The organism is Haematobacter massiliensis (genome assembly GCF_000740795.1).
Classification (GTDB): domain Bacteria; phylum Pseudomonadota; class Alphaproteobacteria; order Rhodobacterales; family Rhodobacteraceae; genus Haematobacter; species Haematobacter massiliensis.
In genome coordinates this window covers 363,257-385,269 of the sequence record NZ_JGYG01000003.1, presented here as the reverse complement: position 1 = coordinate 385,269, position 22,013 = coordinate 363,257, and the positions used below count along the sequence as shown (strand labels likewise).

17 protein-coding genes are annotated in these 22,013 nt (G+C 67.2%); 6 read left to right on the top strand and 11 right to left on the bottom strand.

What is annotated here, in order from left to right:
• Positions 1 to 87: 87 nt before the first annotated feature.
• Genes hisS through hisG form a run of 3 tightly spaced genes read left to right on the top strand, consistent with a single transcriptional unit; the run spans position 88 to position 3,385 of the window.
• Positions 88 to 1,590, top strand: a complete 1,503-nt coding sequence (gene hisS, locus CN97_RS07605) for a histidine--tRNA ligase (protein WP_035709284.1) — start codon at positions 88 to 90, stop codon at positions 1,588 to 1,590.
• On the top strand, positions 1,590 to 2,702 hold the full coding sequence (locus CN97_RS07600) for an ATP phosphoribosyltransferase regulatory subunit (RefSeq protein WP_035709281.1): 1,113 nt from the start codon (positions 1,590 to 1,592) through the stop codon (positions 2,700 to 2,702). Before hisS ends, CN97_RS07600 begins: the two co-directional genes overlap by 1 nt.
• A complete protein-coding gene (gene hisG, locus CN97_RS07595) occupies positions 2,693 to 3,385 on the top strand; it encodes an ATP phosphoribosyltransferase (protein ID WP_035709280.1) in 693 nt (230 codons plus the stop codon). Before CN97_RS07600 ends, hisG begins: the two co-directional genes overlap by 10 nt.
• Here the strand turns inward: hisG and CN97_RS07590 are convergent.
• Positions 3,382 to 3,801: a DUF1489 family protein gene (locus tag CN97_RS07590; RefSeq protein WP_035709277.1), complete on the bottom strand. Its 420-nt coding sequence runs from the start codon at positions 3,799 to 3,801 to the stop codon at positions 3,382 to 3,384. The two genes, hisG and CN97_RS07590, sit on opposite strands and share 4 nt — an antisense overlap.
• A 125-nt stretch (positions 3,802 to 3,926) precedes the next feature.
• On the opposite strand from CN97_RS07590, the gene CN97_RS07585 reads away from it, so the two are divergent.
• Positions 3,927 to 6,221 (top strand): adenosylcobalamin-dependent ribonucleoside-diphosphate reductase, encoded by a 2,295-nt coding sequence (locus CN97_RS07585; protein ID WP_035709273.1) that lies wholly within the window; start codon positions 3,927 to 3,929, stop codon positions 6,219 to 6,221.
• A 64-nt stretch (positions 6,222 to 6,285) separates the two neighbouring features.
• Here CN97_RS07585 and hslU read toward each other — a convergent pair whose 3' ends face one another.
• A complete protein-coding gene (gene hslU, locus CN97_RS07580) occupies positions 6,286 to 7,587 on the bottom strand; it encodes an ATP-dependent protease ATPase subunit HslU (protein ID WP_035709271.1) in 1,302 nt (433 codons plus the stop codon).
• A 79-nt stretch (positions 7,588 to 7,666) separates the two neighbouring features.
• Here hslU and CN97_RS07575 point away from each other — a divergent pair, with 79 nt between their 5' ends.
• Positions 7,667 to 8,155: a pyridoxamine 5'-phosphate oxidase family protein gene (locus CN97_RS07575; protein WP_035709268.1), complete on the top strand. Its 489-nt coding sequence runs from the start codon at positions 7,667 to 7,669 to the stop codon at positions 8,153 to 8,155.
• Between the two features lie 174 nt (positions 8,156 to 8,329).
• On the opposite strand, the gene hslV is transcribed toward CN97_RS07575, so the two are convergent.
• From hslV to regB, 9 genes are all read right to left on the bottom strand, one after another.
• Positions 8,330 to 8,893: an ATP-dependent protease subunit HslV gene (gene hslV / locus CN97_RS07570; protein WP_035709266.1), complete on the bottom strand. Its 564-nt coding sequence runs from the start codon at positions 8,891 to 8,893 to the stop codon at positions 8,330 to 8,332.
• Positions 8,894 to 8,965: 72 nt separating this feature from the next.
• Positions 8,966 to 9,286 carry a thioredoxin gene (gene trxA / locus CN97_RS07565; protein ID WP_035709262.1) on the bottom strand — a complete coding sequence of 107 codons (321 nt, stop codon included), beginning with the start codon at positions 9,284 to 9,286 and terminating at the stop codon, positions 8,966 to 8,968.
• 54 nt (positions 9,287 to 9,340) lie between these two features.
• Positions 9,341 to 12,754, bottom strand: coding sequence for a double-strand break repair helicase AddA (addA, locus tag CN97_RS07560; RefSeq protein WP_035709260.1), 3,414 nt, complete (start codon positions 12,752 to 12,754; stop codon positions 9,341 to 9,343).
• Positions 12,751 to 15,816, bottom strand: a complete 3,066-nt coding sequence (gene addB / locus CN97_RS07555) for a double-strand break repair protein AddB (RefSeq protein WP_084684031.1) — start codon at positions 15,814 to 15,816, stop codon at positions 12,751 to 12,753. Before addB ends, addA begins: the two co-directional genes overlap by 4 nt.
• Positions 15,809 to 16,486 carry a nucleotidyltransferase family protein gene (locus tag CN97_RS07550; RefSeq protein WP_035709257.1) on the bottom strand — a complete coding sequence of 226 codons (678 nt, stop codon included), beginning with the start codon at positions 16,484 to 16,486 and terminating at the stop codon, positions 15,809 to 15,811. The genes addB and CN97_RS07550 overlap by 8 nt, the downstream gene beginning before the upstream one ends.
• Positions 16,462 to 17,484: an aminoglycoside phosphotransferase family protein gene (locus CN97_RS07545; protein ID WP_035709254.1), complete on the bottom strand. Its 1,023-nt coding sequence runs from the start codon at positions 17,482 to 17,484 to the stop codon at positions 16,462 to 16,464. The genes CN97_RS07550 and CN97_RS07545 overlap by 25 nt, the downstream gene beginning before the upstream one ends.
• 164 nt (positions 17,485 to 17,648) lie before the next feature.
• Positions 17,649 to 18,134: a tRNA (adenosine(37)-N6)-threonylcarbamoyltransferase complex ATPase subunit type 1 TsaE gene (gene tsaE / locus CN97_RS07540; RefSeq protein WP_035709253.1), complete on the bottom strand. Its 486-nt coding sequence runs from the start codon at positions 18,132 to 18,134 to the stop codon at positions 17,649 to 17,651.
• A 127-nt stretch (positions 18,135 to 18,261) separates the two neighbouring features.
• Positions 18,262 to 19,770 (bottom strand): PAS-domain containing protein, encoded by a 1,509-nt coding sequence (locus tag CN97_RS07535; RefSeq protein ID WP_035709250.1) that lies wholly within the window; start codon positions 19,768 to 19,770, stop codon positions 18,262 to 18,264.
• Between the two features lie 115 nt (positions 19,771 to 19,885).
• The gene (gene regB, locus CN97_RS07530; RefSeq protein WP_035709247.1) at positions 19,886 to 21,232 is read right to left on the bottom strand and encodes a sensor histidine kinase RegB; all 1,347 of its coding nucleotides are present in this window, start codon (positions 21,230 to 21,232) and stop codon (positions 19,886 to 19,888) included.
• Between the two features lie 96 nt (positions 21,233 to 21,328).
• Here regB and CN97_RS07525 point away from each other — a divergent pair, with 96 nt between their 5' ends.
• A complete protein-coding gene (locus CN97_RS07525; RefSeq protein ID WP_035709591.1) occupies positions 21,329 to 21,958 on the top strand; it encodes an SCO family protein in 630 nt (209 codons plus the stop codon).
• Positions 21,959 to 22,013 lie beyond the last annotated feature (55 nt).

Below are 22,013 nucleotides of genomic sequence, written 5' to 3'. Positions count from 1 at the left end.
CATGTCCTTTCGGGCCGGAAAGCCGCATTGCCTTGCCCCGCACGGGTCCATCCGCTAGACGACGCCCGTCAACCACGAGGCACACCGATGGCGAAGGACAAGGGCAGCCAGGCCAAGGGGACCCGCCGGCCCAAGGCGGAGAACCCCCGCGGCTTCCGGGACTATTTCGGCGCAGAGGTCACCGAACGCAAGACCATGCTCGACCGGATTGCCGAGGTGTATCATCTCTTCGGCTTCGATCCGCTGGAAACCCCGGCGGTGGAAACGGTGGAGGCGCTCGGCAAGTTTCTTCCCGATGTGGACCGGCCGAACGATGGCGTCTTTGCCTGGCAGGACGAGGGCGACTGGCTCGCGCTCCGCTATGACATGACGGCACCGCTGGCCCGCGTGGCTGCGCAGTTCCGCAACGACCTGCCCTCTCCCTATCGCCGCTACGCCATGGGTCCGGTCTGGCGGAACGAAAAGCCCGGGCCGGGCCGCTTCCGCCAGTTCTATCAGTGCGATGCCGATACGGTGGGTTCCGCCAGCGTGGCCGCGGATGCGGAGATCTGCGCGATGCTCTCCGACACGCTGGAAACCCTCGGCATTCCGCGCGGCGATTATGTTGTGCGCGTGAACGACCGGAAGGTGCTGAACGGGGTGATCGAGGTTGCGGGCGTGCTCGATCCCGCCGACCCTGATCGCTTCGCCTCCGAGCGCGGCATCGTCTTGCGGGCCATCGACAAGATCGACCGGCTGGGCGAGGCGGGTGTCCGCGCCCTGCTGGGCGAGGGGCGGCGCGACGAATCCGGTGATTTCACCAAGGGCGCGGGTCTGGGGACGGAGCAGGCCGATGTGGTCATGGGCTTCATGGCCGCGCGGCGCGACAGCGGCGCGGAAACCGTGGCCCGGCTGCGGGAGCTGGTCGGCACCTCGGCCATCGGTCTGGAGGGCGTGGGCGAGCTTGAACAGATCGCGGAGCTTCTGGATGCGCAGGGCTATGGAGCCGACCGAGTGCTGATCGACCCGGCGGTGGTCCGCGGCCTTGGCTACTACACCGGCCCGGTGTTCGAGGCGGAGCTGACCTTCGAGATCCTTGATGAAAAGGGCCGTCCGCGTCAGTTCGGTTCGGTCGCGGGCGGCGGGCGCTATGATGATCTGGTGAAGCGTTTCACCGGCCAGACGGTGCCCGCGACCGGCGTTTCCATCGGGGTGGACCGTCTGTTGGCTGCGCTGCGGGCGAAGGGGCGGCTCGGCGGTGAAACCATCGGGCCGGTCATCGTCACCGTCATGGACCGCGAGCGGCTGGCGGACTGCCAGGCGATGGTTGCGGAGCTGCGGAGTGCCGGGATCCGGGCGGAGGTCTATCTGGGCAATCCGAAGAACTTCGGCAACCAGCTCAAATACGCCGATAAACGCAATTCGCCCGTCGCGGTGATTCAGGGGTCGGATGAGCGCGCGCGGGGCGTCGTGCAGCTCAAGGACCTGTATCTGGGCGCCAAGATCGCCGCCGAGGCGAGCCTTGAGGAGTGGAAATCCCAGCCCGCGCAGATCGAACTGCCGCGGAGCGAGCTGGTGCAGGGGGTGCGCAGCATCCTCGGGCGGTACTGATGCCGCGCAAGGCCGCCGCACGGGGCGAGGGCGAGGCGATCTTCTCACGATTCCTGCTGGCCGGCGCCCTGCCGGTGGAGACGGATATCCTGCAGCCCGCCGAAACGCTGCTCGACCTGTATGGCGAGGATATCCGCGCCCGCGCCTATGTGACATCCGATCCGCTCCGGGGGGAGCAGATGCTGCGCCCGGACTTCACTGTGCCTGTCGTGCAGATGCATATGGCACAGGGGGCAGAACCGGCCCGCTACACCTATTTCGGTGAGGTATTTCGCCGTCAGGAGCATCGCGGCGCACGCGCCAGCGAGTATTTCCAGGTGGGCTACGAGCTTTTCGCGCGTGATGATATTCCCGCGGCGGATGCCGAAGTGTTTGCGCTGTTCGCAGAGATACTGGCTCCGCTCGGCCTGCGTGCCGCAACGGGTGACATGGGCCTGCTGCTGGCGGCGGTGAATGCGCTGGAGACGTCGGAGGCGCGCAAGGCGCGGCTGCATCATCACATCTGGCGGCCCCGGCGGTTCCGCGCCCTGCTTGACCAGTATTCCGGTCGCACGAAGCCCACCGATGCCCGCAAGCGGATGCTTCACGGGCTGGCCGCAACCCCTGTGGAACGGCTCCTTTGGGAGGCCGGCACCGCTGTCGGCCTTCGCAGCGATGAGGAGGTCGCCGCGCGCGTGCGCCATCTGGTGGAGGAGGCCGACACCCCGCCGATCCCCGCCGTGCAGGCAGAGATACTGGATGAGCTGATCGGGCTGCGGGATACCGCGCCCGCCGCGCTCAGCCGTCTGGAAGATCTCTCCGTGGATATGCCAGGGCTATTTCCGGCGGTGGAGCGGATGTCGCTCCGGCTGGATGCGCTCGTCGCGCACGGGATCGACGTGGACCGGCTGGATTTCGAGGCGAGCTTCGGGCGCACCACGCTGGAATACTACGATGGCTTCGTCTTTGGCTTCTACGCCGAGGGCCGGCCTGATCTTCCGCCGGTGGCAACCGGGGGGCGCTATGACGCGATGACATCCCGGCTGGGCCTTGGGCAGTCGATCCCCGCAGTCGGCGGCATCATCCGGCCGGGTGTGCTGGCGGAACTGAAGGAGGCGGGCGAATGGCGGTGAAGCTCGGCGTGCCCTCCAAGGGCCGCCTGATGGAAAAGACCTTCGAATGGTTCGGCTCGCGCGGCGTGAGGCTGATGCGCGCGGGATCCGACAGGGAGTATTCCGGGCATGTCGCGGGGGTTGAGGGCGTGGAGCTGGTCCTGCTCTCCGCCGGGGAAATCCCGAGGGAGCTTCAGGCAGGCCGCATCCATCTCGGCGTTACCGGATCCGATCTGGTGCGCGAGAAGATCGTGGACTGGCAGCAGAGGGCAGAGGTGCTGGCCCCGCTGGGTTTCGGCTTCGCCGATCTGGTGATCGCGGTTCCGGCGCTCTGGGTCGATGTGGATTGTCTGGATGATCTTGACGCCGTGGCCTCTGATTTTCGGGCGCGCCACGGGCACCGGCTTCGCATCGCGACCAAATATCACCGGCTGGTGCGGGAGTTCCTGCGCGACAATGGCGTCGCCGATTACCAGCTCGTGGATAGCCAGGGCGCGACGGAGGGCACGGTGAAGAACCTGACGGCGGAGGCGATCGCGGATATCACGTCCACCGGTGAGACATTGCGTGCCAACCACCTCAAGATCCTGTCGGATGGTCTTGTCCACCGGTCGGAAGCGACGCTGTTCCTGTCCCGCACCGCATCTTTGACAGAGGCGGAGCGCAGTGCTCTGGCCCAGCTGTCTGCCCGGATCGGCGTCTAGCGGAGGCCGATCTCATCCAGCATGGCGGCGAGCGCGGGGGGAAGATCCTCGCTCTCCCGCCCTTTGGGCAGGTCCTGTGGCGCGTCGGTGGCGGCAAGGTAGCGCCAGCCCTGAAACGGGCGCCGGGGCATGGGATGGGTCAGGACCACGTCGCGCTCCAGCACGAAGCCGCAGCGCCGGATACCGTCTCCGTGATCGCGCTCCTCGAACCCCAGCAGGCGCTGCCGGGCGAGGATCAGCCCCTTGAACACCCAATAGAGCGAACCGCCCGAGAGGATCTCCGCCTCCCGCTTCGGCCACATGCGCGTGACATGCACCGGATTGCCGGCGGGATACCGCTCCTTCTGCCAGCGGATCAGGTCATCGACCGCCTCTGCGCCGACGCAAAGCTTCACGATATGCAGGGAATCGGTCATCATCGCCTCCGGGGGATACCTGACCACATAGGCGGGCATTGACCGGAGGGCAAGGTTGACCCGCACAAATCAGTGCCTATCTTGTGTTTCCCGTCGGTTTACACACAACATACAGGGTTTACGATATGTCCCGCTTTGATACTGCCATCGCTGAACAGATCTGGGACATGAAGTACCGGCTCCGGCAGGCGGACGGCACTCCCGTGGATGGCACGGTGGAGGATACCTGGCGCCGCATCGCCCGCGCGCTGGCGGAGACGGAGGCAGACCCGGGAGTGTGGGAAAACCGCTTCTACGCCGCGCTGGAGGATTTCCGCTTCCTGCCCGCAGGCCGCATCATCGCGGGCGCCGGCACCGGCCGCAGCGTCACGCTCTTCAACTGCTTTGTCATGGGAACCATCCCGGACAGCATGGCAGGCATCTTCGACATGCTGAAGGAAGCCGCGCTCACCATGCAGCAGGGCGGCGGCATCGGCTATGATTTCTCCACCATCCGGCCCCGCGGAGCGGAGGTGAAGGGCGTGGCGGCGGATGCCTCCGGCCCGCTTTCCTTCATGGATGTGTGGGATGCGATGTGCCGCACGATCATGTCGGCGGGATCGCGGCGCGGCGCCATGATGGCAACCATGCGCTGCGACCACCCCGATATAGAGGATTTCATCAAAGCCAAGCGTGATCCGGCGCGGCTGCGGATGTTCAACCTCTCCGTCCTGGTGACGGATGCGTTCATGGCGGCGGTGAAGGCGGACGGGCCGTGGGACCTGAGCTTTGGCAGCAAGGTCTATCGCACGGTGCAGGCGCGCGATCTGTGGAACGGCATCATGCGCTCCACCTACGATTATGCGGAGCCGGGGGTGATCTTCATCGACCGGATCAACGCGATGAACAACCTCGCCTATTGCGAGACGATCTCCGCCACCAATCCTTGCGGGGAGCAACCGCTTCCGCCTTACGGGGCCTGCCTGCTCGGGTCCGTCAACCTCGCGCGGCTGGTCTCCGACCCGTTCGGGGCGGAGGCGCGGATGGATCTGGACGTGCTGGACGATCTGGTGCGCGTGGCCGTGCGCATGATGGACAACGTGGTGGATGCCTCGCGCTTTCCGCTGCCGTCACAGGCGGCGGAGGCGGCGGCGAAGCGACGGATCGGGCTGGGGGTCACGGGGCTGGCCGATGCGCTGCTGATGCTGGGCCTGCGCTATGGTTCGGAGGAGGCCGCCGAGCGGACGGAGGAATGGCTGCATGCCATCGCGCGTTCCGCCTATCTCGCCTCCGCCGATCTGGCGGCGGAGAAGGGGGCCTTTCCGCTGTTCGATGTGGAGAAGTTCCTCTCCTCCGGCTCCCTGCGGGAGATGGATGAGGACGTCCGGGCCGCGATCCGGGAGAAGGGCATCCGCAACGCGCTGCTCACCTCCATCGCGCCGACGGGGACGATTTCGCTCTACGCGGGCAACGTCTCTTCGGGAATCGAGCCGGTCTTTGCCTATGCCTACACCCGCAAGGTGCTGCAGAAGGACGGCTCGCGGACGGAGGAGGAAGTGGTGGACTACGCTGTCCGCCTCTGGCGCGAGCGGTTCGGGGATGCGCCCCTGCCGGAGTGGTTCGTGGATGCCCAGAGCCTTGCTCCGCTCGACCATGTGCGGATGCAGGCGGCGGCGCAGAAATGGATCGACAGCTCCATTTCAAAGACGATCAATTGCCCGGAAGACATCTCCTTCGACGCATTCAAGGATGTCTATCTTGCGGCCTATGAGACGGGTTGCAAGGGCTGCACCACCTATCGTCCCAACAGCGTGACGGGATCGGTTCTGACGGTTGCGGAGCCGAAGGTGGAACCCGCGCCCGCGGCAGCGCCCGTCGAGGAACGTCCCGTGCGCGCCGCTACCGGGGGTGAGGTCGTCTATCTCAGCGATCCGCTGGATCGACCGCAGGCGCTGGAAGGCCAGACCTACAAGCTGAAATGGCCCGACTCGAACCATGCGATCTACATCACGGTCAACGATATCGTCGTGGGGGGCCAGCGGCTGCCGTTCGAGGTGTTCATCAACTCCAAGAACATGGAGCACTACGCCTGGACGGTGGCGCTGACACGGATGATCTCCGCCGTATTCCGGCGCGGGGGCGACGTGTCCTTCGTGGTGGAGGAGTTGAAGGCGGTGTTCGATCCGCGCGGCGGCGCCTGGATGGAGGGTCGCTACGTGCCGTCCATCCTTGCCGCGATCGGGGGGGTGATCGAGCGGCACCTCGTCACCATCGGCTTCATCGCCGGCGAAGGGCAGGGTCTGAAGTCCGATCCCCGCGCGGACCGGGTAGTGGTTGGAGAAAAGCGCGGCCCTGCCTGCCCCAGTTGCGGAGGCTACGATCTCCACATGGCGGAGGGCTGCATGACCTGTCTGGACTGCGGATACTCGAAGTGTTCATGAGGCGATGCCGAAGCAGCGGAGTGAACCGGCCTGAAGAGGCCGGTTCCCCCTTGGGCGAGAGTGCTCAGAGCACGTAGCGGCTGAGGTCGGCGGACCGTGCCAGCGCGCCCACGTTGTTCTCCACGAAATCGGCATCCACGGTCACGGTCTCGCCCGCCCTGTCGGGCGAGGTGAAGGACAGTTCCTCGAACACCCGCTCCATCACCGTGTAGAGCCGCCGTGCGCCGATGTTCTCCACCGAGCGGTTCACATCCGCCGCGATACGCGCGACAGCGGCGATGCCATCGTCGGTGAAGGTCACATTGACCGATTCTGTGCCCATCAGACCCGCATACTGCCGTGTCAGCGCGTTGTCCGTCTCGTTCAGGATGCGCACGAAGTCCTCCTCGGTCAGCGCCCGCAGCTCCACCCGGATCGGCAGGCGGCCTTGAAGCTCCGGCAGCAGGTCCGAGGGTTTGGCGACATGGAAGGCGCCGGAAGCGATGAACAGAATGTGATCCGTCTTCACCGGACCATATTTGGTGGAAACCGTCGTCCCCTCGATGAGCGGCAGCAGGTCGCGCTGAACGCCCTCGCGGCTCACCTCCGCGCCGCGGGCATCGCCGCGCGCCACCACCTTGTCGATCTCGTCGATGAAGACGATGCCGTTCTGCTGCACCGATTCGAGCGCGGCGCGCGTCACGGCTTCATCGTCGATGAGCTTGTCCGCCTCCTCGGCGATCAACACCTCATAGCTTTCGGCCACGCTCAGCTTGCGCTTTACGCGCCGCCCGCCGAGCGCCTTGCCGAAGATGTCGCCGAGATTGACCATCCCCATGCCGGGCTGGCCGGGGATCTCCATCCCCCCGAACGGGCTGGACGTATCCTGAACCTCCAGTTCGATGACTTGTCCGTCAAGCTCGCCGCGCTTCAGCTTCTGGCGGAACATCTCGCGCGTCTGCTCCCGTGCGTCGCGGCCGGCGATGGCTTCGACCACACGCTCCTCTGCGGCCTTATGGGCACGGGCCTTCACTTCATCCCGCATCCGGTCGCGGGTTTCCGCGATGGCCGCGTCACAAAGGTCGCGGATGATCTGCTCCACATCCCGCCCGACATAGCCGACCTCGGTGAATTTCGTGGCCTCCACCTTGATGAAGGGTGCTTTCGCCAGTTTTGCCAGACGGCGGGAGATCTCCGTCTTGCCGACCCCGGTCGGCCCGATCATCAGGATGTTCTTCGGATAGACCTCCTCCTGCATCGCGGGGGGAAGCTGCTTGCGCCGCCAGCGGTTGCGCAGGGCGACAGCCACGGCGCGCTTCGCCTCCTTCTGGCCGATGATGAAACGGTCGAGCTCCGAGACGATCTCCCGCGGGGTAAGGTTGGTCATGTCTGGTCCTGTTCGTCAGTTGCGGGAACACGCGCGCATTCCGCCCGTTTCCCAATTATGCAGTAGCGGAGGAATGACAATGCCTACCCCCCAGGAACTCGCGGCCGACTTCTGGAAAGCGCTGAAATCCGACATGACGGTCATGCTGGGTATTTCGGGCAAGGATGACAGCCATACCCGCCCGATGACTGCCCTTTTCGAAGGCGATGAGGGTGGCCCGGTGTGGTTCTTTACCAGCGTCGACAGCGAGCTCGTCCACGGTCTGGGCGACAAGACGTCGCGGGCCATCGCCACATTTACCTCGGAGGGCCACGGGATTTTTGCCTGCCTGCACGGCTCGCTCACCGTTGATACGGATCGGGCGGTGGTGGATCGTCTGTGGAACCGGCATATCGCCGCTTGGTACGAGGACGGCAAGGACGATCCCAAGCTCGTGCTTCTCCGCTTCGACCCGGAAAGCGCGGAGATCTGGAAGGATGCCAGCGGCATGTGGGCCGGGCTCAAGCATCTGTTCGGTTCCGACCCGAAGGAGGACTACAAGGATAACGTGGCAGAAGTGCGGCTCTGAAGCGTCGCAGGGCACGGGCGCGCCTTCTCGCAGCCCGCGCGCCTCGCATGGACGGAGGAGCGGGTCATGACTGGTCCGCTCCTCCGCCAGTTCGCATGTCGGCGCGCTGATGACCATTGTCGTGTGTCGCAACGCCGTTGAACGGAAGGAGAAAGCGGACCCTCCCCGCCCAGGTCACGGAGCGGTAATCCGCTCCACAGTCAGATTACCGTTGGTATAGACGCAGATGTCGCTCGCGATCTTCATGGCGCGGCGGGCGATGTCCTCGGCCGGAAGATCGCTGTCCATCAGGGCCAGCGCCGCGGCCTTGGCATAGTTGCCCCCCGAGCCAATGGCGGCCACACCGTCCTCCGGCTCCAGGACGTCACCCGCGCCGGTCAGCACCAGCAGATCATGACCATCGGTGACAATCAGCATCGCCTCCAGATTGCGCAGGAACTTGTCCGTGCGCCAGTCCTTTGCGAGATCGACGCACGCCCGCGCGAGCTGTCCCGGCGTGGCTTCCAGCTTCGCCTCCAGCCGCTCCAGCAGTGTGAAGGCATCCGCGGTCGAACCGGCGAAGCCCGCGACGATCTCCCGCACCCCGCCGGGACAGAGGCGGCGCACCTTGCGGGCGGTGCCCTTGATGACGGTCTGGCCGAGGCTTACCTGCCCGTCGCCCGCCACCACCACCTCGTTACCCTTGCGGATGCCGACAATCGTCGTGCCATGCCAGCCGGGGAACCGTTCTTCCGCCATTCTTCTCTCCTTCCGGGATGCCAAGCAAAAGGGCGCCCGACGCGGGCGCCCTTGCCGTGGATCGCGCCGCGATCAGATCGCGCTGTCGATCCAGTTCTTGAGTGCCGCCTTCGGCGCGGCACCGATCTTGTTGGATACAACCTCACCGTCCTTGAACAGGAACAGGGCGGGGATGCCGCGTACGCCAAGTTGGGAAGGAGATTGCGGGTTTTCGTCCACATTCACCTTCACGATCTTGACCTTACCGTCATATTCGACGGCGAGTTCTTCCAGCGCCGGGCCGATCTGGCGGCAGGGGCCGCACCATTCGGCCCAGAAATCCACCACGACCGGCAGGTCGGACTGGCGGACTTCGCTGTCAAAGGTGGCATCGGTGACGGATTGCGTGGCCATCGGGTTCTCCTCGGCTGAGTGTTGGGGCAAACGTAGGTATGGCAAGAGAGAGCGTCAAGGCGGACAGGGATCGGCATGTTCTGGCTCTGGCATGGCTGCGGCAAGCGCCGCGGCCACCCGCGCCGGGCCGAGCGGCATGAGCACCCCCGTTCGTGTCCAGAGAACAGCCGTCTCCACCCGCCGCCCCGGCCAGATCAGGCGGAGCGCCGCCGCATAGGCTCCCATCTGGCGAAGAATGCCTTCCGGCACTTCGGCTTCCGAAGAGGGGACGACGGCGTTCGACTTGAAATCGATGGCGAGGACGTGATCGGGTGCGATCACGAGCCGGTCAATGGTGCCGAGCATCCGCCGCCCGCCGATTTCCGCGGTGACGGGCACTTCCGCCAATGTCTCCGGCGCGAACAGGAATCCAAGCGCCGGATTTTGGATGACCGCCCGAGCCTCCGCGAGCAGGGCCAGCCGCTCTGCCGCAGGCGGGGGATCGTCGTCCAGCGCCAGCAGATCGTGGGACAGGCGGTCCCAATCCGCATCGGGGTAATGCGGCAGGTGCTCGAGCAGCAGGTGAAGCCGCGTGCCGCGGAGCTTCGCAGTCTCCTCATCCAGCCCGGATTCTCCCGGCAGGGCCTTTGCGCCGCCGAGGGCGGAAGGAGAGATCGGGCCTGGGTCCTCCCTGGGCGGTGGCGCGGGCTGCAGGGTCCAGCCGGGAAGTACAACGGGCGACGTCTCCCCGCTGGCCATGACGCCCTCGCCGGGGTGGTCAGCGGGCCAGTCTCCCCGGGAGAGCCGCTTGCCCTCGCCCGAGGGGAACGTGCAAGCCTCCAGCTTCAGGCCGTCGCCCGCCGCCCGCGCGATTCCCGCGGCGATCCGGTCGTGCCAGGAGGAGAGGTCCTTGGCAGGCTCGCCCGCGCCGCAGACGATGAGCCAGGACTGCGCCCGAGTCATCGCCACATAAAGCAGCCGCGCCCGTTCCTCCTCCTGCCGTTCCAGAAGGTCGCCGCGCGCGCTGGCGATGAGGTCGGGGCTTTCGGCGGCGGCGGTGCGCCAGAGAGGCGTGCCGTTGGAAAGATAGATCTGCTCACGTTCCTGGGGGCGTGTCTTGGCGGTATCGGGCATGATGACCACGGGGGCTTCCAGGCCCTTGGAGCCATGCACCGTCATCACCCGGATGCGCCCTCCCGCCGCGTCCACCTGGCGCTTCACCTCCACATCACCGGAGGCGAGCCAGCCGACGAAGCCCTGCAGGCTGGGCACCTCCGCCTGCTCATAGGCCAACGACTGCGCGAGAAAGGCGTTGATCCCGTCCTCCGCCTCCGGCCCCAGCCGGGCCAGAAGCCTGCCGCGCCCGCCATGACGGGTCAGGATGCGCTCGGCCAGCTCATAGGGCCGCAGGAAGTCCGACTGGTCGCGCAGATCGTCCAGCATCGCGAGGGTCGGCCCGTGCCGCTCCCGCTCCCGCCGGAGGGCTTCCCAGAGAAAGGCGCCGCCCCGCGGCTCCGCCAGCCGGTAGAGATCGCCCTCCCCCCAGCCGAACAGCGGCGAGCGAAGCGCAGCGGCCAGCGACAGGTCATCCTCCGGTGTGACGAGAAAGGAAAGCAGCGCCGTCAGATCACGGATGGCCATTTCGGCGGCGAGCTTCAGCCGGTCCGCCCCGGCGATCGCCAGGCCGGCCTGCTTGCAGGCGCGGATGATCTCGCGAAAGAGCGTGTTCCGGCGTCGCACGAGGATCAGCACGTCCCCCTCCGTCATCGGATGGGTGCGGCCGTTGCCCTCGGGGATCAGCGTGCCCGCGTCTATCAGCCGCCGGATCTCCCGCGCGATCATCCGGGCCAGGCGCGCCTCGTGATGCTGGTCGGTGACGAGATCGACAGGTTCGTACCAGACGTCTTCCTCCGGGTCGCCCGCCTTGGGCACCAGCGGCCAGAGGTCGACCCGTCCCGGCATGTCGTTCTTGAAGGCGATGTGGTTCACTTCGCCGCCGAGCCCTTTGCCGGCCTCCGCCGCGAAAGTCGCGTCCACCGCGCTGAGGACCGCGGCGGAGGAGCGGAAAGAGTGGGCGAGCGTCAGTTCCACCAGCGGCATGTCGATCTGGGCGAGACGCTGGCCGAACTCCCTCCGCATCGCCTCGAACACCGCAAGATCGGCCCCCTGAAAGGAGTAGATCGACTGTTTCTTGTCGCCTACGACAAAGAGCGTGCGCGGCGTCTCCACCCGTGCGCCTTCGCCCGCGGCAAACTCCTCCGCCAGCCGTTCTATCACGGCCCATTGGCCGGGGCTGGTGTCCTGCGCCTCGTCCACGAGGATATGGTCGATCCCGCCGTCCAGCCGGAACAGCACCCATTGCGCGGCGGAGCGGTCCGTCAGCAGGGCGCGGGCGCGGGTGATGAGGTCGTCGAAGTCGAGCCAGCCGCGCTCCGCCTTGCGCCGGTCGTACTCCGGCAGGAAGGCGGCGGCGAAACGATGGAGCGCCGCCGCGCGCTCCGCCGCGACGAGGGCGAGGCGCCTCGCCCGCGCCCCCTCCACCCGCTTCATCAGATCCTCCACCATCGCCATGCGCGGCACGCGGGCGCGGGTGGCCTTGGTGGGGAAGCTGCCGATCTTGGCTGTGAACGGCTCCTTTGCCCCCGCGCCGGTCAGGAACACGCCCTCCAGCACCGCGAGCGTGCCAAGCCCCATCGGGTCGAACCGCGCGGCGCGGAGCTTCTCCGCTGCGGACAGATCTATCGAACCGCCGGTCTCCAGCGCCGCGATCAACTCCCGGCAGAGGTCGCCCTCATTGCCTAGACAAACTTCGGCCAGCACATCGGCAGCGGTGAACGCGTCAGGCAAACCGAAGAGCGTGAAGGCCGCCCGGCGATTCAGAGGATCGGTGAAGGCCGCGCGGTGCTGGCAGATCTGGGCCACCAGATCCTTCAGGCTGTCCCCGGTCCAGAGCGCGGCCACCCCGTCCACGGCGGCGACGTGACGGGGATCGTCGGCCAGCGTCTCTATCACCTCCTCGCGCAGCAGCTCTGCCGCGCGGTCGTCGATCTCGCTGAACTGCGGCGTCACCCCGGCTTCCAACGGAAAGCGGCGGAGCAGCGAGGCGCAGAAGGAGTGGATCGTCTGGATCTTCAGGCCGCCCGGCGTCTCGATCGCGCGGGCGAAAAGGCGGCGCGCCCCCCGGAGCCGCTCCGCGCCGATGTCCTGCGCGGGAATGCCGAGCTTCATGAGCGCATCGCCCAGCGGCCCGTCGCCGAGCATCGCCCATTCGCCAAGGCGATGAAACAGGCGGTTCTGCATCTCGCTTGCCGCGGCCTTGGTATAGGTCAGGCAGAGGATACGCTGCGGCTCCACCCCGTTCAGGAGGAGCCGCGCCACCCTGTCCGTCAGCACGCGGGTCTTGCCGGAGCCTGCGTTGGCCGAAAGCCAGGTGGAGGCGCGGGGGTTGGCGGCATCCACCTGCCGCTGGCTGGCTGCGTCGCGGCTCATCGGTCGTCCTTCCCGTTCCGGGGTGCGTCTGTGGCGGCACCCAAAGCGTCGGTATGCCCTGGTCGCATGTCCTCTGGCCCGTCTGGGCGCCGGTCGGCCGCCGTATCCTGACCGACGTCTTCTGGCTCCGGCGTGGCAGTCATCTCCCATTCGCCGAAGCGTGCGAGATGGTCGTAGGCCCCGGCGCTGCCTTCGCTGAACATTGCGCGTCGGGAAGTATAGCCCGTCTCTTCCGCCGCATAGCGGGCGATGAGCTGGGCCAGCTGCTCCCATGCCGCGGCCGTCACGGCGGGGGAGAGGTCCAGTGGCTCCTCCTTCGGCGTGGCGCCAAGGCCGATATAGGTGGCACCGGCGATATCGGCGAGGCCGAAATCCTCGAACGCCCCGCGCTCGGCCATCGCGGCCTCCAGCAGAAGCTGCTTGTCGAAGGCGCGCTGCTGCTTCTCCGTGGGTGGGCTGCCGGTCTTGTAGTCATAGATGTGGATGCGCCCGTCGGGAAGCTCGTCGATCCGGTCGGGCCGGGCGGTCAGCCGGAAGCCGGACGGCTCCAGCGTGATCCCCCCCGGCTTTTCCACCAGCCGCGGCGTACCTGTCCGCCGCGCCTCCCGCGCGAGAAACCAGTCCGCCGCCCTGTCCAGCCGTGCGCGCCACAGGCGGCGGGCCACGGGCCAGGGCACTTCCTCCGCCAGCACGGTGTCGGCGATCTCCATCAGCCGCGCCCTTGCCTCCGGCACTCTCGGATCGACGGTGGAGAACCGCGCGAGGATCTCGTGCAGCACGGAGCCGCGCAGCGCCGCATCCGGCTCCGGCCGGAGCGGATCGAGCGGGCGAAGCCGCAGGATGCGCCGGGCATATACCGCGTAGGGATCCCGGATCAGCCGCCCGATATCCGTCACGGGCAGTTCCAGGGGCCGCGCGGCGACGGGTGGGCGCGGAGAGGGGCGCGGTGCGGGCGTCATGCGTCGCGCCGGCGTTTCCAGCGCCTCCGCCAGCTTGAGCCAGTACGCCCCGCGCCGCCGCATCCCGGCCAGCGCCTCCGGCCCGCCGTTGTCCTTCAGCCCGCCCATCAGGTTTACCAGCCGGTTCATCCAGCGTGCGGGCACCGTCTCCGCCTCGTCCGAGCGGATGGCGCGGCTCAGCACGACACGGGGCGTCGTTACCGCCTGTTCGAAGTCATGGGCGGAGAGGCCGATCTGCCGTTCCGGGAGGAGAAGCCCGGTCTTGTGCCGCATCTGCCGGTTGAGCCACGGATCAGGCGGCGGCATCTTCGGCCAGCTCCCTTCGTTCAACCCGCCGAGGATGACAAGTTCTGCGCCATGCACGCGGGCCTCCAGCGTCCCCCAGATCATGATGCGCGAATCGACCTCGGCGGCCTCGCGGACTTCTCCCCGCGCAAGGATGGCGGAGACCATGTCGCGGTAGTCGGCGGCGTTCATCCGGCCGCCGTGAGGGGCCTCAAACGCGAGTTCCTCCATGGCGGCGAGCGCCTTGTCCCCCGCCGTATCTTCCCAGAGGATACCGCTTCCGGGCACGGGACCGGCGGCCAGCAGTTCCGCCAGCCTGCTGTGACGCGCCACGTGCTCCGTGAGTGGAAGGTCATGCCCCGGCTCTGCTGCCAGCGTCAGGGCGCCGGCCAGCCACTCGCCCCACTCGGCACGCCCTTCCTCCACTTCTCCGCCGCGGCTTTTGCGGGCGGCGAAGGCGCCGATGTCTTCCGGCGTGGGAAACACGGGGCCATGACGGCGCAGCCGCAGCTCGAACTCCCGGGTCCAGCGCAGATGCGGACCCCGTCCGGCCCCGGTATGGGTCAGCGGATGCTTCAGCAGGGTCAGCAGTGCATCGGCGGTGAGCTTTTGCGAAAAGAGCGCCGCGACATGCCGCAGGAAGCGGCCGGGCGGCGAAAGCGCAAGCGGTCGCCCCGCGCTGTCATCGGGCAGGATGCCCCAGCGGTCCAGCGCCGCCGTCACCTGCCGGGTGAGGCTTCGGTCCGGCGTGATGAGGGCGGCAGTCTCGTTCCGCTCCGCCGCATCCCGCAGGAGAAGCGCGATGGACAGCGCCTCCGCCCGCGGCGAGGGAGCCTCGATCAGCGTCATTCCCGCCACCGCGCGGTCAAGGCCGGAAAGGGTCGGCCCCTCCTCCATCCACTGATCCGTCACCGGCGCGGGGCGAAGGGCAAGCGAGACGAGCCGGTTCCGCTCCGGGCAGGGCGGGGGCGTGCCATCCCAGTGCTGCACGGCGGACATCGGCAGATCGACGCTCCGCAGGAAGCTGCGGAACCGTGCCTGCGGATGATCCTGCGCCGTCAGCCCGTCGTCGAGCGAGTCCCAGACCGGCTCCGGCAGGTCGAAGTCATAGCCCGGCAGCACAACCGCGCCCTGCGGCAGACCTGACACCGCGCGCATCAGCCGGGCCGTCGTCCCGCGCGAGCCGGTGGAACCCGCAACGATGATCGGATGGGCCGGGGGTGTCTCCAGCCACTGGCTTTCCAGCCGCTCCACCACCATGCGCCGCCGGGCCTCTGCATCCGGGGCCTCGCCGGGGCCGGGCGACAGGAAGCGCGCGGCGATGCGGATGAAGGCGAGGCTCCGTTCCCAATGCTGGGCATGGTCGGCGAGATCCAGCGCCTCCAGCCGCTCCAGCGGAACATCCTCTCCCTGCATCTCGGACAGCAGCGCGGCAAGGCTGTCGGCCAGATCATAGACAGACGACCGGGGGGCGAGATGCGGCTGCACGTCGAGCAGACGCTGTACAAGTTGGGCCAATTCCAGCCTTCGCCGCAGTGGCGGCACCGGGGGCGGCAGGTCTGCCATCGCCAGATCCCGCTCCAGATCGGTGACGAGCCGGATGCGGGGCAGGAGCGTCGCCCCGCCTGTGGCGAACAAGGCCTTCACCCGCCTTTGCATCCGCCGCGTGTTGACGAAAAGCTCCACCCGCGCGACCGCCTCCGGTGGAAGGGGGGCCAGCCGGGCACGCAGACCTTCGACCAGTTGCCGCGGGAAATCGACGCCCGCGGGCAGGGCAAAGACGCGGGGGGTATCGCTTGGCGGGAAAAGGTCAGCCATCGGCGAGCATCGCCTCTCCCAGCGCGATACCTTCAGGTCGGCCCACGTCGCACCAGCGGCCCGGATGGACCACGCCGTAAAGGCGGCCCGCGGCGATCATCTCATCCCAGAGAACGTTGAGGGAAAACACCTCGGCCGCGATCCCGGCCAGACCGTCGGGGCGGATGATCTGGGCGCCGGTGTAGATGTAATCCTGCCCCCGCGTGACAAGTCCGTCGGCAAGGTCGAAATCGCCCTTCGGCCCATGTCCTGCCGCGCGGCTTTTGGGCACCAGAAGGAGAAGCCCGTCCATCCGCTCCGGCTCCCAGGCCGCGGCAAGCGTGGCGAGCGGGTTCGGCCCGGTCCAGACGGCATCGCTGTTCAGGGTGTAGACCGGCCCCCCGCCCAGCAGCGGCAGCGCGGCGCGGAGACCTCCGCCCGTTTCAAGGAGCGTCGGCTCCGGCGAATAGAGCACCCGTTTGCCCAGATGTGCTTCGATCATCGGGGCGAGGTAATGGGTGTTGACCACGATCGGCTCGGCCCCGGCGGCTTCCGCCAGCCCGAGCGCATGGTCGATCAGCGGCAGACCCGCCACTTCCACCAGCGGTTTCGGGCGGTCCAGCGTCAGTGCGCCCATGCGCGTGCCACGACCCGCGGCGAACAACATCAGGGGCAGGCGCGCGTTCCGCATCGGGCTTTGATCCTTTCGAGGCGCTCCGGCGTGGGTTCTGGCAGCGTCTCCCGCACGAGACGGGAGAGATCGGCCAGCGCCGGGTGGGAGAGGTCGCGCATCAGGTGATCCCAGACGCGCGGCATGAAGGCGAGGTAACGCGGCTTGCCATCCCGGAGGCAGAGCCGGGCAAAGACACCCAGAATTCGCAGGTTCCGCTGCGCACCCAATGTGGCATAGGCGGCGCGGAAGGCCGCATCTTCCGCGCCCGTTTCCGCGACGTAGCGGGCGATCATCTCCTGCCGGAGCGCCTCGGTCGTGTCGCGCCGCGCATCCTCCAGCAGCGAGACCAGATCATAGGCGGGATGGGCGCGCCGCGCGTCCTGAAAGTCGAGCAGGCCGACACGGGCCGCCCCCTCCCGCTCCGGCAGCCACAGCAGGTTTTCGGCATGGTAATCGCGCAGCGCCAGCACTTCAGGCCCGCCGGCATGGCGCAGTGCCGCCGTGTTCACAGCCTCGGCCAGCGGCGCGCGATCCACAGGATCGGCACCGGTTCCCGGCAGATACCAATCCACCGCCAGCGCGGCGAGATCGCCGAGCAACGGTGGGGCATACCGCTCCACGCCATCGGGCGCGGGATGGCGATGCAGTTCCACGAGAGCATCGACAGCGGCAGCGTAGAGCTGGCGCTCCTGCCCGGCATCCTCCCGCAGCAGGTACGCGTAAAGGTCGTCCCCCAGATCCTCCAGCAGCAGGAAGCCCCGCGCCGCATCCTCCGCCAGGATCCGGGGAGCAGAAAGGCCGAGCGAGGAGAGATGCCGTGCGATTGCTGTGAAGGGGCGCACATCCTCCCCCCGCTCCGCCGGTGCGTCCATGAGAACCAGCGTCTCCCCCGCCGCGCGCACCCGCTCATAACGGCGGTTGGAGGCGTCGCCCGCCAACGGTGCGCGCGCCGCGTCTATCAGCCCCGCCCGGGTGAGAAAGGCATCTGCAAAGTGGGTCCGGGATGTTTCGGTCATCGGTCCTTCGTGCGCTGGGTTATGGGAAGAAACGCCATGGGTAGAACAGTCTTTGAACAGAGGGGTGTTGGACGGGCGGTCGCCGGACAGGCGGTCGGGCGGAACGTCCTCCGGCAGAGGTATTCCGGGCGACGGTTCCTGCCGGGGCATTCCGGGTGGGGCGCTCATGGCAACGTTTCCAGCAGGGGCTTCAGCCGCGTGGCCCAGCCTGCATTTCCGGTGAGGGTGACAGATCGGCTCTCCCCCTCCCGCGTGGGCCGGAAGGCCAGTGCCAGCGCCCCCTCCGGCGCGAGGGAGCCGAGCCTGTCGGGCCATTCCACCAGTGTTATCGCAGTGGTGAACGCGTCCTCCAGCCCCAGTTCCACGATCTCATCGGGATGCGACAGGCGATAGAGGTCGCTGTGCCAGATCTCGTTGCTCCCCGCGCCATAAGTCTGGACGAGGGTGAACGTCGGTGAGGGAACCTCCGTCTCTGCCCCGAACCGCGCCCGGATCAGAGCGCGCGCGAAGTGGGATTTGCCGGCTCCGACCGACCCGTCGAGCAACAGGACGTCTCCCGGCCGCAGCAGCGGCTCCATCGACCGTGCGAGGGCGTCCGTGGCCTCCGGGCTGGCAAGGTCGACCGTGCGGGAAAGGGGTGCTCCAGACATGCCCGACTTGTAACGTTCCCGTCCCGTTCTGCAAGCCGTCTTGAGGAGCGGGCCGCGCCGAATGCAGTAGGGCTGGAGCGCTCATCGCCCAAGCCGCGGTGCCTCCGGCGATTGCCCTGCGGGCCGGTCATTCTGCTGCGAGCAGCCGTTCCCCCGCTGGACGGATCTGAAATGCCACGAGAGTCGCACCATCGGACAAGGGCGTCGCGCGGCACTGGAGAAAGGTCTCGTCTTCGCGCCGGACGGCGGCCGTCCATTCCTCCCGCCGGTCGAGAGTGCCGACCTGCTGGCGCAGCTTCTGCCAGAGCGTCGCCCCGGGAAGGGTTGCCTCCCACACGGCGATTGCCTGGTCGATATCCACCGGCGTCAGATCCTCACCCCCCTCTATCCCCCAGAGACCTGCGTAAGCCCGATTGGAGACGAGCAGGGTTCCCGCGGCGGAAAACACCGCGATGCCGTCCGGTATGGCGTCGATGACCTCCTGCGACAGCTCGATCTCCGCACGGAAGCGGCGCGACAGGGTGATCTCTCCAGTGATATCCTCCAGCAGGAAGGTAATGGCGCCTTCCGGATGCGGCTGGCCGGTCACCCGATAGGTCTGGCCTCCCGGAAGGCTCCACGTCTCCTCATAACCACCGGTTTCGGCGGCCTTCTCGACCTCGGTCATCTGCTGACGCCAGCTTGCGTAATCCCGCCGCTCGGGCAGCATCCGCTGTTCCCGCAGGCGTTCAAGAAAGGCAAAGAGCGAAGGTCGCGCGGCAAGGAAATCCGGTCCCAGCCGTGTAAGGTCCGCGAGCGCCGGGTTGAACATCTGGAGCTTGCGGTTCCGGTCGAAGACCGCCAGCCCGATCGCGAGCCCCATGAACGCATTCGACATCGCCTGCTGCGAGCCGCGGAGCCGCCGCTCCATCCGCATCACGCCATCGGCGGGGATCGCATATCCGACGGTATCGCCGCCGTCTTCGGCGGTGAACACGCAATCGAACCACGCTTCGCCGCCAGCGCGCTGGATCCGCTGACTTCCCGGCAGGCTTCCCGGCGATGTCGCGCGCGGGCCGGGGAGGAAGAGGCGCGGAAGCGGCCAGGTGATATCGTCCGGGTTGCTTCCCGTGAGCGCGAGATAGGCGGCATTGGCCCAGGTGATTTCCCCCGCCGGGTCTGTCCGCCAGATCGGCCATGGCGCGGTCTCCACCGTCCGGCGCAGCAGATCCAGCTCCTCCTCTGCGGCCGTTCGGGACAGGGCGCCGGCTGTCGCGCCACGGAGAGTGAGCCGGAGGTGGCTGTTCTCCCGCCGGGCCGCGAGCGTCACGCCGCCCCCTGACTCCCGCGCCTCCTCCCCAGGCGCGAGCGCACGGAGCCGCGCCATCACCCCGGGCAGCCGCGGTTCCAGATAGCCGCCGAGTCGTGACCAGTCCGTCCGGCCGCGAAGCGGTGCAAGCAGGAGCAGCCCGTCGGGCGAGCTGTCGATGAGCCGCTCGTCATCGAAGAGAAAGGTGATCCCTTCCGCGCGCGGCTCTGAGGCAAGCTCCCTCACCCCGCCCGGCGTCTTACCGCCAAGGAATACCGCCACGGCGGTCGCCGCGCCGGTTGCCATCACCGTCGCAGTTGCCACGGTCAGGAAGAAGGCGATGTCCATTGCCCCTGTCCTCCATTCCCTGCCTGGACGCAGGGTTTTGGGCATGAGGCTGCAAAAGGGTTAAGATGGAGTTAATGCGCGCACGACCCTTTAACGAGCGGGGAGAGCGTGGCTTTCAGGTCTCGAATGTCGGATTCTCGCCCAGCGGACCGGTTTCCGCCGCAAGCGTCGCGAGCGGCCAGCGGGCGGCGATCACCGCGCCCCCTTCCGCGGCGTTGGTGAAGCGCAGGCTCGCCCCTGTCCGCTCCAAGAGCGTCTTGGCGATGAACAGGCCGAGGCCCATTCCCTCATAACCGGGGCGTTCCGGGTCCGGCTCATCGCGGCGGCGGCGCAGGAAGGGTTCGCCGATTCGGCCCAACAGCTGAGGGGGATAACCGGGACCGTCATCGACGATGGTGATGCGCAGGCTCTCCCGTGACCAGATAGCGGTGATGACGATGCCGCTCCGCGCGAAATCCACCGCATTCTGCACGAGATTGCGCAACCCGTGGATCAGTTCGGGCCTGCGGCGGATCATCGGCTGGGGGGAGCCGTCGCCGCTCTCCATCACGAAACGCACGGTCTTGCCCCGGCTGGCGTGCGGCTCCGCCGCTTCTCGCAGGACCGCTTCCACCGGAGCGCTCCGCAAATGCATGTCGTCCTTCCCCGCGCGGCCCATGGACCGCAGGATATCGCGGCAGCGGTCGGCCTGATCGCGGATCAGCGTGACATCGGCCATCAGATCGGGATCGTCGCCCACCTCCTCCAGCAGTTCGGAGGAGACAAGCTTGATCGTGGCGAGAGGTGTGCCGAGTTCATGCGCCGCCGCCGCCACCACACCGCCCAGATCGGTGAGCTTCTGCTCCCGGGCCAGCGCCATCTGCGTGGCAAGCAGCGCCCGGGACATGGCCCGCGCCTCGGAAGCCACGCGATGCGTGTAAAGCCCGATGAACAGGATGCCGATGAGTATCGCGAGCCAGTTGCCGAAGCGATAGATCGGCGGCAGCACCACCGGACTTCCGTCGGCGAATCGCATGGGAACGCTGCGAAACTCCACCAGCGTCACGAGGGCGATGGCCACCACGGCGAGGACGATGGTCGAGGATAGCCGGAGAGAGGTGGCGGAGATCGTCACGGGCGCAAGGATCAGCAGCGCGAAGGGGTTGTGAATCCCCCCCGTCAGATAAAGCAGCAGCCCGTATTGCGATGTATCGACCAGCAGGGTCAGCATCGCCTCCCGATCCGTCAGGCGGCGGTTCTTCGGAAAGCCCAGCATGGTGACGACATTGACGGCCACCATGGCCAGAATCGCCGCAATCGCCCAGCCCGTGGGAAGAAGCAGGCCGAAATACCGCTCCGCCACCATGAGCGCGATGAACTGCCCGGTCACCGCCATCCACCTGAGCAGCACCAGCGTGCGCAGGCGGAGCGGGCGTTCCGCCGCGCTTTCGGGCGGGTCCGGGAAAAGGTCGGTAAGCGTCATGCCGGGGCCTGATGTCGCATGGGGGCGGGGGGTGATTGTTAATCGCCTCGCGATCGGCGATCAATGCAGCCGCGCACCGGAACGGGGTCCATCGGGATGATACGCACCTATGCCGCGCTCGCCGCGGGCTTCATCATTGCTCTTCTTGGAGGGCTGGCTTTCCTTGTCGTCAGCGGCCGCGGAGAGGAGGATCCCTTTGCGTCCTGCCGCTCCACCAACATTGCGGGGGGCGCCGGTCAGATCGGCGGGCCGTTCAGCCTTGTCGATGGCAAGGGGGAGACGGTGACCGAAAAGGCGGTGCTGACGAAGCCGTCGCTCGTCTATTTCGGCTATACTTTCTGCCCTGATATCTGCCCCTTCGACATGGTGCGCAACGCCGAGGCCGTCGAACTGCTGGAAGAGAAGGGCAAAGACGTGACGCCCGTCTTCATTACCGTCGACCCCGAGCGCGACACACCGGAGGTGGTGGGCGAATGGTCGAGTGCCATGCATCCCCGCGCCATCGGTCTCACCGGCACGCAGGAGCAGATTCATACGGCCGCGCAGGCCTACAAGGTCTACTATCATATTCCTGACCATGCCGAGGGGGATGAGAGCTATCTCGTCGATCATTCGACCTTCACCTATCTGATGCTTCCCGGCTATGGCTTCGTCGATCTCATCCGGCGCGACCAGACGCCCGAACAGGTTGCAAAAACCGCCGCCTGTTTCATAGATAACATGTGATCACCATATCGAGGGTTGCCGGGAGCGGGATTTGACCCGGTCCGGCGGCGCGCCT

Excerpts from the sequence above, each read along its gene's own strand:
- tsaE (WP_035709253.1), bottom strand. The coding sequence starts at position 18,134 with ATGTCTGGAGCACCCCTTTCCCGCACGGTCGACCTTGCCAGCCCGGAG.
- addA (WP_035709260.1), bottom strand. The coding sequence starts at position 12,754 with ATGAGCCGCGACGCAGCCAGCCAGCGGCAGGTGGATGCCGCCAACCCC.
- CN97_RS07545 (WP_035709254.1), bottom strand. The coding sequence starts at position 17,484 with ATGACCGAAACATCCCGGACCCACTTTGCAGATGCCTTTCTCACCCGG.
- regB (WP_035709247.1), bottom strand. The coding sequence starts at position 21,232 with ATGACGCTTACCGACCTTTTCCCGGACCCGCCCGAAAGCGCGGCGGAA.
- CN97_RS07525 (WP_035709591.1), top strand. The coding sequence starts at position 21,329 with ATGATACGCACCTATGCCGCGCTCGCCGCGGGCTTCATCATTGCTCTT.
- CN97_RS07535 (WP_035709250.1), bottom strand. The coding sequence starts at position 19,770 with ATGGACATCGCCTTCTTCCTGACCGTGGCAACTGCGACGGTGATGGCA.
- hisS (WP_035709284.1), top strand. The coding sequence starts at position 88 with ATGGCGAAGGACAAGGGCAGCCAGGCCAAGGGGACCCGCCGGCCCAAG.
- CN97_RS07590 (WP_035709277.1), bottom strand. The coding sequence starts at position 3,801 with ATGACCGATTCCCTGCATATCGTGAAGCTTTGCGTCGGCGCAGAGGCG.
- CN97_RS07600 (WP_035709281.1), top strand. The coding sequence starts at position 1,590 with ATGCCGCGCAAGGCCGCCGCACGGGGCGAGGGCGAGGCGATCTTCTCA.
- addB (WP_084684031.1), bottom strand. The coding sequence starts at position 15,816 with ATGGCTGACCTTTTCCCGCCAAGCGATACCCCCCGCGTCTTTGCCCTG.
- CN97_RS07550 (WP_035709257.1), bottom strand. The coding sequence starts at position 16,486 with ATGCGGAACGCGCGCCTGCCCCTGATGTTGTTCGCCGCGGGTCGTGGC.
- trxA (WP_035709262.1), bottom strand. The coding sequence starts at position 9,286 with ATGGCCACGCAATCCGTCACCGATGCCACCTTTGACAGCGAAGTCCGC.
- CN97_RS07575 (WP_035709268.1), top strand. The coding sequence starts at position 7,667 with ATGCCTACCCCCCAGGAACTCGCGGCCGACTTCTGGAAAGCGCTGAAA.
- hslU (WP_035709271.1), bottom strand. The coding sequence starts at position 7,587 with ATGACCAACCTTACCCCGCGGGAGATCGTCTCGGAGCTCGACCGTTTC.
- CN97_RS07585 (WP_035709273.1), top strand. The coding sequence starts at position 3,927 with ATGTCCCGCTTTGATACTGCCATCGCTGAACAGATCTGGGACATGAAG.
- hslV (WP_035709266.1), bottom strand. The coding sequence starts at position 8,893 with ATGGCGGAAGAACGGTTCCCCGGCTGGCATGGCACGACGATTGTCGGC.
- hisG (WP_035709280.1), top strand. The coding sequence starts at position 2,693 with ATGGCGGTGAAGCTCGGCGTGCCCTCCAAGGGCCGCCTGATGGAAAAG.